General features: G+C 38.2%; 15 protein-coding genes and 1 other annotated feature. All 15 genes read left to right on the top strand.

Going from position 1 to position 15644, the window contains the following annotated elements; all coding sequences use genetic code 11:
* Positions 1 to 159 precede the first annotated feature (159 nt).
* The 15 genes from BMX18_RS01235 to carB all read left to right on the top strand — a co-directional run bounded on the left by BMX18_RS01235 (position 160) and on the right by carB (position 15470).
* Positions 160 to 1305 (top strand): cysteine desulfurase family protein, encoded by a 1146-nt coding sequence (locus BMX18_RS01235; protein WP_043878425.1) that lies wholly within the window; start codon positions 160 to 162, stop codon positions 1303 to 1305.
* Positions 1306 to 1345: 40 nt separating this feature from the next.
* Positions 1346 to 2560 (top strand): tRNA uracil 4-sulfurtransferase ThiI, encoded by a 1215-nt coding sequence (thiI, locus tag BMX18_RS01230; RefSeq protein ID WP_074560412.1) that lies wholly within the window; start codon positions 1346 to 1348, stop codon positions 2558 to 2560.
* Between the two features lie 100 nt (positions 2561 to 2660).
* The gene (locus BMX18_RS01225) at positions 2661 to 3866 is read left to right on the top strand and encodes a CapA family protein (protein WP_093814722.1); all 1206 of its coding nucleotides are present in this window, start codon (positions 2661 to 2663) and stop codon (positions 3864 to 3866) included.
* Positions 3857 to 4396, top strand: a complete 540-nt coding sequence (locus tag BMX18_RS01220) for a GNAT family N-acetyltransferase (protein ID WP_093814720.1) — start codon at positions 3857 to 3859, stop codon at positions 4394 to 4396. The genes BMX18_RS01225 and BMX18_RS01220 overlap by 10 nt, the downstream gene beginning before the upstream one ends.
* A gap of 91 nt (positions 4397 to 4487) precedes the next feature.
* Positions 4488 to 4563, top strand: a sequence feature (ribosomal protein L21 leader region).
* A 35-nt stretch (positions 4564 to 4598) separates the two neighbouring features.
* Positions 4599 to 4913 carry a 50S ribosomal protein L21 gene (gene rplU, locus BMX18_RS01215; protein WP_004232223.1) on the top strand — a complete coding sequence of 105 codons (315 nt, stop codon included), beginning with the start codon at positions 4599 to 4601 and terminating at the stop codon, positions 4911 to 4913.
* 12 nt (positions 4914 to 4925) lie between these two features.
* Positions 4926 to 5261 carry a ribosomal-processing cysteine protease Prp gene (locus BMX18_RS01210; protein ID WP_093814718.1) on the top strand — a complete coding sequence of 112 codons (336 nt, stop codon included), beginning with the start codon at positions 4926 to 4928 and terminating at the stop codon, positions 5259 to 5261.
* A gap of 21 nt (positions 5262 to 5282) precedes the next feature.
* Positions 5283 to 5576: a 50S ribosomal protein L27 gene (gene rpmA / locus BMX18_RS01205; RefSeq protein WP_004232221.1), complete on the top strand. Its 294-nt coding sequence runs from the start codon at positions 5283 to 5285 to the stop codon at positions 5574 to 5576.
* Positions 5577 to 5725: 149 nt separating this feature from the next.
* Positions 5726 to 6643 (top strand): LysR family transcriptional regulator, encoded by a 918-nt coding sequence (locus BMX18_RS01200; protein WP_093814716.1) that lies wholly within the window; start codon positions 5726 to 5728, stop codon positions 6641 to 6643.
* The gene (gene lspA / locus BMX18_RS01195; RefSeq protein ID WP_074481614.1) at positions 6640 to 7113 is read left to right on the top strand and encodes a signal peptidase II; all 474 of its coding nucleotides are present in this window, start codon (positions 6640 to 6642) and stop codon (positions 7111 to 7113) included. Before BMX18_RS01200 ends, lspA begins: the two co-directional genes overlap by 4 nt.
* The gene (locus BMX18_RS01190; RefSeq protein ID WP_039696716.1) at positions 7097 to 7993 is read left to right on the top strand and encodes an RluA family pseudouridine synthase; all 897 of its coding nucleotides are present in this window, start codon (positions 7097 to 7099) and stop codon (positions 7991 to 7993) included. The genes lspA and BMX18_RS01190 overlap by 17 nt, the downstream gene beginning before the upstream one ends.
* Before the next feature lie 287 nt (positions 7994 to 8280).
* Complete coding sequence (pyrR, locus tag BMX18_RS01185; RefSeq protein ID WP_039696718.1) at positions 8281 to 8802, top strand: bifunctional pyr operon transcriptional regulator/uracil phosphoribosyltransferase PyrR; 522 nt, start codon at positions 8281 to 8283, stop codon at positions 8800 to 8802.
* Between the two features lie 61 nt (positions 8803 to 8863).
* Complete coding sequence (locus BMX18_RS01180) at positions 8864 to 10096, top strand: solute carrier family 23 protein (RefSeq protein ID WP_374057262.1); 1233 nt, start codon at positions 8864 to 8866, stop codon at positions 10094 to 10096.
* A gap of 4 nt (positions 10097 to 10100) precedes the next feature.
* Positions 10101 to 11027 carry an aspartate carbamoyltransferase catalytic subunit gene (locus BMX18_RS01175; protein ID WP_039696721.1) on the top strand — a complete coding sequence of 309 codons (927 nt, stop codon included), beginning with the start codon at positions 10101 to 10103 and terminating at the stop codon, positions 11025 to 11027.
* Between the two features lie 68 nt (positions 11028 to 11095).
* Complete coding sequence (locus BMX18_RS01170; protein ID WP_039696722.1) at positions 11096 to 12184, top strand: carbamoyl phosphate synthase small subunit; 1089 nt, start codon at positions 11096 to 11098, stop codon at positions 12182 to 12184.
* Between the two features lie 106 nt (positions 12185 to 12290).
* Complete coding sequence (gene carB / locus BMX18_RS01165) at positions 12291 to 15470, top strand: carbamoyl-phosphate synthase large subunit (protein WP_093814712.1); 3180 nt, start codon at positions 12291 to 12293, stop codon at positions 15468 to 15470.
* Positions 15471 to 15644 lie beyond the last annotated feature (174 nt).

The raw sequence follows: 15644 nt of genomic DNA, 5'->3' as shown, positions 1-15644 counted from the left end.
TTTTCATTTTAAATGTCCAGTAAGAGATAGGACTCTTTTAAGAAATATTTTAGGTCATTTTCTTAAAAATAGGCTTAAAAAACTTAAGATTAAAGCTTTCACACTTATGAGAGACTGTGTTATAATGGTAGTATTGATTTTTTTGTGAAGGAAGAAAAAATGATTTACTTTGATAACTCTGCCACTACCATTCCCTATCCTGAAGTTTTGCGCACTTATCAGGAAGTGGCAAGTAAAATTTATGGAAATCCATCAAGTTTGCACAATCTAGGCACAAAAGCTAGTCGTATTCTAGAGGCAAGCCGTAAGCAAATCGCTGGCTTGCTTGGCGTTAAAAGTGATGAAATTATTTTCACTTCTGGTGGTACTGAAGGAGACAACTGGGTTCTTAAAGGTGTCGCATTTGAAAAAGAACGCTACGGAAAACACATCATCGTATCAGATATCGAACACCCAGCTGTAAAAGAATCTGCAAAATGGCTTGGCGAACACGGTTTTGAAGTGTCTTATGCGCCAGTTGATGAAAAAGGTTTTGTTGATGTTGATAAATTAGCAGAGCTTTTGCGCCCAGATACAACTTTGGTCTCAATCATGGCAGTTAATAATGAAATTGGTTCTATCCAACCAATTAAAGCCATCTCAGAATTACTATCTGATAAACCAGGAATTTCATTCCACGTGGATGCTGTTCAAGCTATCGGTAAAATTCCAGCAGCTGATTATTTGACAGACCGTGTTGACTTTGCAAGTTTTTCTGGTCACAAATTCCACAGTGTGCGTGGTGTCGGATTCATTTACAAAAAAGAAGGCAAGAAATTAAATCCATTGCTAGCCGGTGGTGGGCAAGAAGGTGACCTTCGCTCAACTACTGAAAATGTTGCAGGGATTGCTGCGACAGCGAAAGCTCTTCGCTTGGTTACTGACAAAGAAGCTTACGCCCTTCCAAAAATCGCCAAAATGAAAGAAATCATTTATGACGAATTAGCTAAGCACAAAGATATCGTTATTTTCTCTGGTAAAGATGATACTTTTGCCCCAAACATCTTAACGTTTGGTATCAAAGGTGTACGTGGAGAAGTAGTAGTTCATGCCTTTGAAGAACATGAAATCTATATTTCAACAACATCAGCTTGTTCATCAAAAGCAGGAAAACCTGCAGGAACATTGATTGCCATGGGAGTCCCTACAAAACTAGCGCAGTCAGCTGTTCGCATTAGTCTCGATGATGACAATGATATGGGACAAGTTGAACAATTCCTAACAATTTTCAAACAAGTCTACGAAAAAACACAAAAAGTAAGATAATTAATAAGAAAGGATAAAGAGATTTTCTCTTTAGAAAACTATGCAATACTCAGAAATTATGGTTCGCTACGGCGAATTATCAACTAAAGGAAAGAACCGCATGCGTTTCATCAATAAATTGAAACGTAACATGAAACACGTTCTTTCAATTTATCCAGATGTTCGTGTTGTGGCTGACCGCGACCGTGCACACATTTTCTTAAATGGTACTGACTATGTTCCCGTTGCGGAATCATTAAAACAAATTTTCGGGATTCAAGCATTTTCACCATCATACAAGGTTGAAAAAAATCTAGAAACGATTAAAAAAGCTGTTCAAGATGTGATGACTGACGTTTATCATGAAGGTTTGACATTTAAAATCACAAGTAAACGTAGTGACCACAACTTTGAAATGGATAGCCGTGAATTGAATCAATACCTTGGCTCAGCTGTCTTTGAAGTTTTGCCTAACATTCAAGCGCAAATGAAAGGGCCAGATGTCAATCTTAAAGTTGAAATCCGAGAAGAAGCTGCCTACCTTTCATATGAAAATATCAAAGGTGCTGGAGGACTTCCTGTTGGAACAGCTGGACGCGGAATGTTGATGTTATCAGGTGGTATTGATTCACCTGTTGCAGGTTACCTTGCTCTTAAACGTGGGGTTGATATTGAAGCTGTCCACTTTGCTAGTCCACCATACACAAGTCCAGGTGCTCTTAAGAAAGCTCAAGATTTAACACGTAAATTGACAAAATTCGGTGGTAACATTGATTTCATCGAAGTACCATTTACGGAAATCCAAGAAGAAATCAAAGAAAAAGCGCCAGAAGCTTACTTGATGACTTTGACACGTCGTTTCATGATGCGTATTACAGATCGCATTCGTGAAGAACGTAATGGCTTGGTTATCATCAATGGTGAAAGTCTTGGACAAGTGGCTAGTCAAACGCTTGAAAGTATGCGTGCCATTAATGCCGTAACTGCAACGCCAATTATTCGTCCAGTTGTCACAATGGATAAATTGGAAATCATTGATATTGCACAAAAAATCGATACTTTTGATATTTCAATTCAACCATTTGAAGATTGCTGTACTATCTTTGCGCCAGATCGTCCAAAAACAAATCCAAAAATCAAAAATGTTGAACAATACGAAAAACGTATGGACGTTGAGGGACTTGTTGAACGTGCTGTTGCAGGAATTAAAGTGACAACAATCACACCACAAGCAGAACATGATGAAGTCGATGACTTAATCGATGACTTACTATAATAGATAGAAACTGCCTTTAGGGTAGTTTTTTTCTTACCAGTTAAATCCTGAAAGCCTAATCATAAAATGATATAATAGTCGCATGGAGGTGTGATTAAGGATGTTAGATAGGATAATTTATAAAAAGACAACGTTGGCTTGCTTGGCATTCATATTGCTAAGCTTATTAGGTGCAGCATTTTATGGCTTACTATTTGAGAAGGCTAGTTCAAGTGATAAGACTCAGCAATCAAAAGCTCAGTCAAGTAAAGTCAAAACAGCGCGTGTCATGGCAAATGGAGATATTCTTATCCATAATGGTCTTTATGGCAGTGCTGAGCAGGCTGATGGGACTTATGATTTTAAACCTTTCTTTGAGTATGCCAAAGACTGGATTTCAAGTGCTGATTTGGCAATTGGTGACTATGAAGGAACGATTAGTCCAGATTATCCTTTAGCTGGCTATCCTTTATTCAATGCACCGAGTGAAATTGCTGATGCTATGAAAGACACAGGTTATGATGTTGTCGATTTAGCTCACAACCATATCCTTGATTCTGGTCTTTCAGGTGCACTTAACACCGTTAAAACCTTTGATAAATTAGGAATGCCTAGCATTGGCGTTTACAAAAAAGACCGAGACAAAGAAGATATTTTAATTAAAAATGTTAATGGTATTAAAATTGCTATTTTAGGTTATTCTTATGCTTACAATGGACTAGAAGCTAATTTGTCAGCTGAGGATTATGAGAAGCACATGTCTGATTTAAATGAAGACAAGATGAAAGCTGAAATTCAGGAAGCTGAAAAGAAAGCTGATGTAACAATTGTCATGCCACAAATGGGAGTGGAATACCAACGCGAACCAACTCAAGAGCAAGTAACCCTTTATCACAAGATGATTGATTGGGGTGCAGATGTTATCTTTGGTGGACACCCTCACGTTGTGGAACCATCAGAAACTGTCGAAAAAGACGGCGAAAAGAAATTTATTATCTATTCAATGGGAAATTTTATTTCTAATCAACGTTTAGAAACGGTTGATGACATTTGGACAGAACGTGGTCTTTTGATGGATGTGACATTTGAAAAGAAAAATCATAAAACGAAAATTAAAACTGTCGCAGCTCACCCAACAATGGTTTGGGTATGGAGCAAGGGCGTGACAGGGTCAGAAGGCTTTGTTCTTTCAGATTATCGTACGCTTATTTTAGAAGACTTTATAAAAGGTGGTAAATACCGCGACAAACTTGATGCCAGTATGCAAGAGAAAGTCGATACCGCCTATCAAGAAATGAATGAATTGGTGAATTTACAATGGAATTAAAACGTCAAGAGGTGAAACTTTTTTCAAAAAGTTCCCGTGATGTCAAAAAATTATACTTATCAGCTTTTCCAGCTGTTGAACGTGCACCGTATTTGCCGTTGTTGCTGACGGCTTATCGTGACTTAGCAGATTTTTATGCTTATTATGATGGCGATGATTTTGTTGGTTTAGCTTACATTTTACAAAATGAAGCTGTGGTTTATTTTTTTTTCTTAGCTGTTAACCCTAACATTCGTTCTCGTGGTTACGGCTCAGCTATTTTGCAAGATGTTAAAGATTTAGCTGGGAATCGTCCAGTCGTTTTGGCAATTGAGCCTATGGACGAAAAATCTGATAATTTTGATCAACGTTTGAAGCGTGTGCGTTTTTATGAGAAAAATGGTTTTCACATCACAGCCTATTATTACCACGAAGGTAGTGAGACCTATCAAATGATGGCAAATACTAAGCAGATTGATATTGATGCTATCGAAAAATTGACTAAAAAAGCTGTTTTGGGATTAGTGAAAGTATCCTTTGACAAAAAATAAAAAATGAAAACGTACTATCATTAAAAAAAGCTAGCATATTCCTTGCTTTAATTAGCCTAACATGATAAAATATGAACGTTGACTAAATGCACATCCTGTGCAACCGCACGAAAATCGTTTGTAAGCAACTCTCGAGGTTCACGATTTAGGCGAGTCTTCACAAGCGGAAAAATCCGCAACAAAATTTTATAGGAGGTGCACGATGAGCACATATGCAATCATCAAAACTGGTGGAAAACAAGTTAAAGTTGAAGTAGGTCAAGCTATCTATGTTGAAAAACTTGATGTTGAAGCTGGTTCAGAAGTAACATTTAACGAAGTTGTTCTTGTTGGTGGTGAAAAAACTGTTGTTGGTACACCAGTTGTTGAAGGAGCTTCTGTTGTTGGTACTGTTGAAAAACAAGGAAAACAAAAGAAAGTTGTTACTTTCAAATACAAACCTAAAAAAGGTTCACACCGTAAACAAGGTCACCGTCAACCTTACACTAAAGTTGTTATCAACGCTATCAACGCATAATTTAGCATTCTCATGATTCAAGCAACTTTTATTCGCCGCAAAGGCAACTTAGAAAGTGTTGAGCTGACTGGTCACGCTGGTAGTGGTGAATATGGCTTTGATATCGTATGTGCAGCTGTTTCGGCTTTATCGATTAACTTTGTTAATTCGTTAGAAGTTTTGGCAGAATGCAATGCTGATTTTGCTGTCAATGAGATTGATGGTGGTTATATGAAGATTGATATCTCTCATATGACTAAAAAGACAGATGAGAAAGTTCAACTTTTATTTGAAAGCTTTCTTTTAGGAATGACGAATTTGGCTGAGAATTCGAAAGAATTTGTGTCAGTTAAGGTCATTGCAAACTAATTTGAAAAGAGGACACTACATATGTTAAAAATGAATCTTGCTAACTTGCAACTTTTCGCCCACAAAAAAGGTGGAGGTTCTACATCAAATGGTCGTGATTCTGAAGCAAAACGTCTTGGTGCTAAAGCAGCTGACGGTCAAACTGTTTCAGGTGGATCAATCCTTTACCGTCAACGCGGTACTCACATCTACCCAGGTGTGAACGTAGGTCGCGGTGGTGACGATACACTTTTCGCTAAAGTTGAAGGTGTTGTTCGTTTCGAACGTAAAGGTCGCGATAAACGTCAAGTATCAGTTTATCCAATCGCAAAATAATTTAACAGAAAAGTCTGCTTCGTGCAGGCTTTTTTTGTCCCTTTTTGAAATACAAAATGGTTAATCAGTCACTTTTGGCTTGATATAGCGCCATTAGCTATATTTTGCTATAATAAAGATGATTGATTTTTTAGAAAGAATGATTGACAATGAATATACAACAACTACGTTATGTTGTAGCTATTGCAAACAGTGGGACCTTTCGTGAAGCGGCTTCTAAGCTTTTTGTCAGTCAGCCGAGTTTGTCAGTAGCTATTAAGGACCTTGAAGGTGAATTAGGTTTTCAAATTTTTACACGTACAACGACAGGTGCTGTCTTAACGAGTCACGGAATGACTTTTTATGAAAAAGCTTTGGAGGTTGTTAAGAGTTTTGATTCGTTTGAAAAGCAATTCTCGCAATCATCGACTGATTCAGATGAGTTTTCTATTGCTAGTCAGCACTACGATTTTTTACCGCCTTTGATAACAACCTTTTCTAAGGCTCATCCAGAGCATAAGGATTTTCGTATTTTTGAGTCAACAACTATTCAAATTTTTGATGAGGTGGCTCAAGGTGATAGTGAAATCGGGATTATTTATTTAAATAATCAAAATCGCAAAGGGCTTTTGCAACGTATGGAAAAATTGGGCTTGGAATTTGTCGAGTTAATTCCTTTTAAAACTCATATCTATCTAGCTAAAACTCATCCTTTGGCACAAAAAGAAAGTCTTGTAATGGAGGATTTGAAGGAGCTACCAACAGTACGTTTCACCCAAGAAAAAGACGAGTACCTTTATTATTCTGAGAATTTTGTTGATACCAGTGATAGTCCGCATGTTTTCAATGTGACTGACCGTGCAACCTTAAATGGTATTTTAGAACGGACAGATGCTTACGCAACTGGTTCTGGTTTCTTAGATAGCCGTAGTTTCAATGGTATTACCGTTATTCCGCTTGAAGATAAGCTAGATAATAAAATGGTTTATATCAAACGTCGTGATAAAAATTTATCAGCCTGTGCTTTGAAATTCATCGCTGTCATGAAAGATTATTTTGAAAAATTCAGTCCAAAGGTGACCAAATGAAAAACTATAGAAAACTTTATTTCCCATTAGCTGCAGTGGTGTTGATTTTGTTGGATCAATTAAGCAAGCAATGGATTGTCAATCATATTCCTTTAAATACCATTCGCAAATGTGTGCCAGGTATTTTTAGCTTAACTTATTTACGTAATTATGGTGCAGCTTTCTCTATTTTGCAGAATCAGCAGTGGTTTTTTACGGTGATTACACTTGCTGTTGTCGGAGCCGCTTGCTATTATTTTATTAAAAATATCAATGGCAATTTTTGGTTCTTATTTGGACTTTTGCTGATTATTTCAGGTGGAATCGGTAATTTTATTGACCGTTTGCGACTTGGTTACGTTGTTGATATGGTTCATTTGGATTTTATGAATTTTGCTATTTTTAATGTGGCGGATTCGTATTTAACAGTTGGGGTCGTGATTTTATTTATTGCCCTATGGAAAGAGGAGGAAAATGGAATTAATCATTAAAGAAGCTGGCGCTCGTTTGGATAAAGCGTTAGCAGATTTAACAGACTTGTCACGTAGCCAAGCTAATGATGAAATTAAAAAAGGAACGGTTTTGGTAAATGGCAAAGCTGTTAAAGCAAAATATGCTGTCAAAGTTGGCGATGTTGTGACTTATGAAGTGCCAGAAGAAGAGGTACTTGAATATAAAGCAGAAAATATTCCACTTGATATTGTTTATGAAGATGAAGATGTCGCAGTGGTTTACAAGCCTCAAGGCATGGTTGTTCATCCATCTGTTGGTCACACGTCAGGTACTTTGGTCAATGCTTTGATGTATCATATCAAAGATTTGTCATCTATCAATGGTGTGATTCGACCAGGAATTGTTCACCGAATCGATAAAGATACATCAGGGCTTTTGATGATTGCTAAAAATGATACTGCCCACAATGCACTTGCTGCTGAATTGAAGGATAAAAAATCCCTTCGTAAATATGTGGCTATTGTACATGGTAATATTCCAAATGATCGTGGTGTCATTGAAGCGCCGATTGGACGTTCTGAGAAAGACCGTAAAAAACAAGCTGTCACTGCTAAAGGAAAACCAGCTGTGACGCATTTCAAAGTTTTGGAACGTTTTGGAAACTATACTTTAGTTGAATTGACGCTTGAAACAGGTCGAACTCACCAAATCCGTGTGCACATGGCTTATATTGGACACCCAGTTGCAGGAGATCCGTTGTACGGACCACGTAAGACATTGAAAGGTAATGGTCAATTCTTGCATGCTCAAACACTTGGCTTTACACATCCAAAAACAGGTGAAACAATGACTTTCACAGCTGAAGTGCCAGCGATTTTTAAAGAAACACTTGAAAAATTACGAAGCGGAAAAGCTTAAAAGATATGATAAAAACAGCAGTGATGAACCTTTGGGGAAGTCCTGCTGTTTTTATTCGTTTTTGCAAAAAATCCCGAGAGTTTTTTTGGCTGAAAATCGTAAATCTCTTGTCAAATGATGAACGATTTGGTATTATATAAGAGTAAATATTATCCTTTAATACTGTCCCGTGAGGCAGGCAAGGAGAGAACGGTAAAAGAAGTGTGCAACTGGTATAGTTGTACCTATATTTTGTGGAATCTCCTTGGTAACGAGGAGATTTTTTGTATATTAAGAGAGGTTTGTTTATGAAAACAAAAGAAATTGTTGATGACGTAACAATGAAACGTGCGATTACACGTATCACTTATGAGATTATTGAGCGTAATAAAAATCTTGACAATATTGTTCTTGCAGGAATTAAGACACGTGGTGTCTTCATTGCTCGTCGTATTCAAGATCGCTTGAAACAATTGGAAGGTATTGATATTCCGCTTGGTGAACTTGATACAAAACCTTTCCGTGATGATATGAAAGTTGAAGAAGATACAACAGATATGCCAGTTGATATTACTGGTAAAGATGTCATTCTGGTTGACGATGTGCTTTATACAGGACGTACAATTCGTGCCGCTATCGACAACCTAGTTAGTCTTGGTCGTCCAGCTCGTGTTAGTCTTGCTGTTCTTGTTGACCGTGGACACCGTGAACTCCCAATTCGTGCTGATTATGTTGGTAAAAACATCCCAACAAGTGCTATCGAGGAAATCATTGTTGAAGTGATCGAAGTAGATGGTAAAGATCGCGTTAGCATTGTAGATCCAAGCTAAGCAGTATTAGAATTGAGGAGGATGATAAAAAGTGGAAAACGTAAGATATGATGTGCATGATATGCCAAAACCAGGAATGCTGTTTGGATTATCATTTCAACATTTGTTTGCAATGTTTGGCTCAACAGTTTTGGTGCCAATCTTAGTTGGAATTGATCCAGCGATTGCTCTATTTTCAAGTGGTTTAGGTACTCTAGCACATTTGACAGTAACCAAATATAAAATCCCAGCTTACATGGGTTCAAGTTTTGCTTACATTGCGACTATGCAAATGTTAATGAAGACTGACGGGATTGCAGCGGTAGCACAGGGGGCTATTGCAGGTGGTTTGGTTTACTTAATCGTTGCCTTGATTGTAAAATTTGCTGGAAATGCATGGATTGATAAAGTCCTTCCACCAATCGTGGTTGGTCCAATCATCATCGTTATCGGTCTGAGCCTTGCAACAACAGCTGTTAACGATGTAATGCTTAAAGACGGCGAATACAATTTTACTTACCTTTTAGTTGGGATGGTAACTCTTCTTGCGGTTATTCTCTTTAACATGTACGGTAAAAAGATTATCGGTGTTATTCCAATCTTGCTTGGATTGATTGTTGGTTACATTTTTGCATTAGTAGTTGGTGCGGTAACTGGTCAAAGTATTGTTGATTTGTCAGGTGTGGCAAAATCAGCTTGGTTACAAGTTCCAAGTTTTGATATTCTCTTTGTTGACTATCATTTCAAACTTTACCCAAGTGCTATTTTGACAATGGCTCCAATCGCATTTGTAACAATGACTGAACACTTTGGTCACGTGATGGTTCTTAACAGCTTAACAGGACGTGATTTCTTTAAAGATCCAGGCCTTGACCGTACGCTTACAGGTGATGGTTTAGCACAAATCATCGCTGGTTTCTTTGGTGCCCCACCGGTAACATCATACGGTGAAAACATCGGTGTTATGGCCCTTAACAAAATCTACTCAGTATATGTTATTGCTGGAGCAGCAGTGATTGCTGTAGTAATGAGCTTTATCGGAAAAATCTCTGCTCTTCTTTCATCAATTCCAACACCAGTTATCGGTGGTATTTCAATTGCACTCTTTGGTGTTATCGCATCAAGTGGTCTTAAAATTTTAGTTGAAAATAAAATTGATTTTGATAATAAGAAAAATCTTTTGATTGCAAGTGTTATCTTAGTGTCTGGTATCGGTGGTTTGACATTGCAAGTTGCTGGTTTACAAATTACAGGTGTTGCTTTCTCAACACTTCTAGGTATTATCTTGTATCAAATTCTTCCAGAAAAGGACTAAAAAAATGGCAATTACAGATGGCGTTGTTTCACTAAAGCATTTGGTAACAATGGAAACTTTATCAAATGAAGAAGTGCTAGGCTTGATTAAACGCGGAATTGCGTTTAAGAACAATGAAGCCGACTTTAGTTTGGACAGACAGTATTTTGCAGCTAATCTTTTCTTTGAACCATCAACGCGTACACACAAATCTTTCGAAGTCGCAGAAAGAAAACTTGGTTTAGATGTTATCGAATTTGATGCTAAAACAAGTTCAGTCAACAAAGGGGAAACTTTGTATGACACGATTTTAACAATGAGTTCACTTGGAATTGATATTTGTGTGATTCGCCACTCAATGGAAGATTACTACAAAGAATTGATTGATAGCCGAACAATTCAGACTGCAATCGTTAATGGTGGAGACGGTTCAGGTCAACACCCAAGTCAGTGTTTGTTAGACTTGATGACGATTTATGAAGAGTTTGGTAGTTTTGAAAATCTAAAAGTGGCTATCGTTGGTGACATCACGCATTCACGTGTTGCAAAATCTAATATGCAAATCCTAAAACGCTTAGGAGCAGAGTTGTATTTTGCAGGTCCAGAGCAGTGGTATTCAAGTGAATTTGATGTGTATGGAAAATACGTGGCTATCGATGAGATTGTTGATCAAGTTGATGTCATGATGATGTTACGAGTCCAACACGAACGTCATGATAGTGAACGTGGTTTTTCAAAAGAAACTTATCACAAAACATTCGGTCTTACATATGATCGATATGATAAAATGAAGCCTTCTGCCATCATCATGCACCCAGCACCAGTTAACCGTGATGTTGAGATTGCTGATCGCTTGGTAGAAGCACCGAAATCAAGAATTGCTCGACAAATGCAAAATGGTGTGTTTGTCCGCATGGCAATTCTAGAAGCTGTACTTAACGGTAAAGCTTAACAATTATTTTGAAGTGTCTGCTAATAAACGTTAAAGTGCTCCCGTGAGAGCAAACGAGAGGAATAAAAATGGCAAAAAGACTTTTAATTTTAGAAGATGGAACAATTTTTGAAGGGAAGGCTTTTGGAGCTGACCTTGATGTAACTGGTGAGATTGTTTTTAACACTGGTATGACAGGTTACCAAGAATCAATCACAGACCAGTCTTACAACGGTCAAATTTTGACTTTTACTTACCCGCTTGTTGGTAACTATGGGATTAACCGTGATGACTATGAGTCAATTACACCAACTTGTAAAGGTGTTGTCGTATCTGAAAATGCCCGTCGTGCAAATAACTGGCGTAATCAAATGACTTTGGATGAGTTTTTGAAGGCTAAAAATATTCCTGGTATCTCAGGAATTGATACTCGTGCCCTTACAAAAATCATTCGTAAGCACGGTACAATGAAAGCTACCCTTGCAAATGCTGGTGATACGATTGAGCATTTACAAGATCAATTGCGAGCTACAGTGTTGCCAACAAATAACATCGAACAAGTATCAACTAAAACAGCCTATCCAGCACCAGGTGTTGGAAAGAATATTGTTTTGGTGGACTTTGGACTTAAGCATTCTATTCTACGTGAATTTTCAAAACGTAAATGTAATGTGACAGTCGTTCCTTACAATATTTCAGCTGAGGAAATTCTTCACCTTAACCCAGACGGTGTGATGTTGTCAAATGGTCCTGGTAACCCAGAAGATGTTCCAGAAGTTCTAGATATGATTCGTGGCGTACAAGGAAAAATTCCAATTTTTGGTATCTGTATGGGACACCAATTGTTTAGCCTTGCGAATGGTGCTAAAACGTATAAAATGAAGTTTGGTCACCGTGGATTTAACCATGCTGTTCGCGAAATTGCAACTGGTCGCATTGATTTTACAAGCCAAAACCACGGCTATGCAGTTGATCGTGATACTCTTCCAGATTGCCTTATGGTAACCCACGAAGAAATTAATGATAAATCCGTAGAAGGTGTTCGTCACCGTGATTTCCCAGCTTTCTCAGTACAATTCCACCCAGACGCTGCGCCTGGTCCACATGATGCAAGTTATCTCTTTGATGATTTCATCGAATTGATTGATGCATTCCAAGCTGAAAAAGCTAATCGTTAAAAAGTCATTCGACATCAAAATCTTGTCGGTAAATTGCAAAATGACTGACAGCAAGGTCATTAACATATTTAAAGTCAATCAGAGAGTTGACAAATAGGAGAAAATAATGCCAAAACGTACAGATATTAAAAAAATTATGGTGATTGGTTCTGGTCCGATTATTATCGGTCAGGCAGCAGAATTTGACTATGCCGGAACACAAGCTTGTTTAGCCCTCAAAGAAGAAGGTTATAGCGTTGTTCTAGTTAACTCAAACCCTGCGACAATCATGACTGATAAAGAGATTGCAGATAAGGTTTATATTGAACCTTTGACAACAGAATTTGTCACTCGTATCCTTCGCAAAGAACGTCCAGATGCTTTGCTTCCAACTTTGGGAGGACAAACTGGTCTTAACATGGCGATGGAATTGTCAAAAGCTGGTATTCTTGACGAACTCGGTGTTGAGTTGTTGGGAACAAAATTATCAGCTATTGACCGAGCAGAAGACCGTGATCTCTTTAAACAGTTGATGGAAGAACTCAACCAACCAATTCCAGAATCTGAAATTGTAAATACTGTTGATGAAGCTGTTGCATTTGCAGAATCAATCGGTTATCCTGTTATCGTTCGTCCAGCCTTCACTCTTGGAGGTACCGGTGGCGGTATGTGTGATAACGAAGAAGAACTTCGCGAAATCGCTGAAAATGGTTTGAAATTATCGCCAGTAACACAATGTTTGATTGAACGTTCTATTGCTGGTTTCAAAGAAATTGAGTATGAAGTTATGCGTGATGCCGCTGACAACGCTCTTGTTGTTTGTAACATGGAAAACTTTGACCCAGTTGGTATCCACACTGGGGACTCAATCGTATTTGCACCAACACAAACTCTTTCAGATATTGAAAACCAAATGTTGCGTGATGCTAGTCTAAGCATCATCCGTGCTCTTAAAATTGAAGGTGGATGTAACGTTCAGCTAGCTCTTGACCCAAATAGTTTCAAATACTATGTTATCGAAGTTAACCCACGTGTGTCACGTTCATCAGCCCTCGCTTCAAAAGCTACTGGTTACCCAATCGCAAAACTAGCTGCTAAAATCGCTGTTGGTTTGACACTTGATGAGATGGTGAACCCAGTAACTGGTACAACATATGCCATGTTCGAACCAGCTCTTGACTATGTGGTTGCTAAAATTCCTCGTTTCCCATTTGATAAGTTTGAAAATGGTGAACGTCGCCTAGGAACACAAATGAAAGCGACAGGTGAAGTTATGGCAATCGGTCGTAACATTGAGGAATCACTTCTTAAAGCTTGTCGCTCACTTGAAATTGGTGTTCATCATAATGAAATGCCAGAGCTCACAAATGTTACTGATGATGAATTAGTTAATAAGATTGTTCGTGCTCAAGACGATCGTCTATTCTACCTTTCTGAAGCAATTCGCCGCGGTTACACTATTGAAGAATTATCAAAACTAACAAAAATTGATCTCTTCTTCCTTGATAAATTGCTCCACATCTTTGAACTTGAACAAGAATTGGCAAGTCATGTCGGAGATGTTGAGGTTCTTAAAGAAGCAAAACGTAATGGATTTGCAGATCTTAAGATTGCAGAACTTTGGAACATGACAGCAGATGAAGTTCGTGCCATTCGTACAGAAAACAAAATTATCCCTGTTTACAAGATGGTTGATACATGTGCGGCTGAATTTGAATCAGCAACACCATACTTCTATTCAACATACGAATGGGAAAATGAATCAATCAAATCAGACAAAGAATCAATCATTGTTCTTGGTTCAGGTCCAATCCGCATTGGTCAAGGGGTTGAATTTGACTACGCTACAGTTCACTCTGTAAAAGCTATTCAGGCAGCTGGATATGAAGCTATTATCATGAACTCAAATCCAGAAACAGTATCAACTGACTTCTCAATTTCTGATAAGCTTTACTTTGAACCACTAACGTTTGAAGATGTTATGAACGTTATTGAACTTGAACAACCTAAAGGTGTCATTGTTCAATTCGGTGGACAAACAGCTATCAACTTGGCTGAGCCTCTTTCTAAAGCTGGTGTCAAAATTCTTGGTACACAGGTTGCTGACCTTGACCGCGCTGAAGACCGTGATCTCTTTGAACAAGCTTTGAAAGAATTGGATATTCCTCAACCACCAGGACAAACAGCTACCAACGAAGAAGAAGCGGTTGAAGCTGCTCACAAGATTGGTTTCCCAGTTTTGGTTCGTCCATCTTATGTCCTTGGTGGGCGTGCGATGGAAATTGTAGAAAATGAAGATGACCTGCGTTCTTACATGCGTACTGCCGTTAAAGCCAGTCCAGACCATCCGGTTCTTGTCGACTCGTATATCGTTGGTCGTGAGTGTGAAGTGGATGCTATTTCAGATGGTAAAGATGTGCTTATTCCAGGTATTATGGAACACATCGAACGCGCTGGTGTTCACTCAGGTGACTCAATGGCTGTTTATCCACCACAGACACTTTCTAAGAAAGTACAAGAAACCATTGCAGACTACACAAAACGTTTGGCAATTGGTTTGAACTGCTACGGTATGATGAACATTCAATTTGTCATCAAAGATGAAACGGTTTATGTTATCGAAGTTAACCCTCGTGCTAGTCGTACAGTTCCATTCTTATCAAAAGTAACTAACATTCCAATGGCACAAGTTGCAACTAAATTGATTCTTGGACAAAGTCTTGCTGATCTTGGTTATGAAGATGGACTTTACCCAGAATCTGATTATGTGCATGTCAAGGCGCCAGTCTTCTCATTCACAAAACTTGCTAAGGTTGATAGTCTTTTAGGCCCTGAAATGAAATCAACTGGTGAAGTTATGGGTTCTGATTTGACTCTTGAAAAAGCACTTTATAAAGCTTTTGAAGCGTCATATCTTCACTTGCCATCATTTGGTAATGTTGTCTTCACAGTATCTGATGATACTAAAGAAGAAGCTCTTGGCTTGGCAAAACGCTTTGCTAACATTGGCTACAGCATTTTTGCAACACACGGAACAGCTAAGTTCTTTGCTGAACATGGACTTGATTCAACAATCATTGATAAGATTGGTCAGGATGATGACAATGACATTCCTGCACTTGTTCGTACAGGTAAAGTACAAGCGATTGTGAATACAGTTGGTACAAAGCGTACACTTGACGAAGATGGTGCGATTATTCGTAGCTCTGCTATTGAACACGGTGTTCCTCTCTTTACCGCGCTCGATACAGTAGATGCTATGATTCGTGTCCTTGAAAGTCGAGGATTTACAACACAAGCCATCTAATTTTAAGTCTAAATATATATTTGAAAAGTCTGAGACAAACTGTCTCAGGCTTTTTTCTCTTACAAACTTGTAAGATTGCAATGCTAAAAAACTTCTATAATATTTGATAAAGATAGTAGTCAGGTTTGTTCTTGACAGTAAAATATCAAAAATGTATAATTGTTCTATCTGAGT

This window comes from Streptococcus sp. 45, assembly GCF_900108865.1.
Taxonomy (GTDB): domain Bacteria; phylum Bacillota; class Bacilli; order Lactobacillales; family Streptococcaceae; genus Streptococcus; species Streptococcus ruminicola.
Note: the sequence above shows the minus strand (reverse complement) of the source record. Positions and strands in the feature narration are given on the sequence as shown.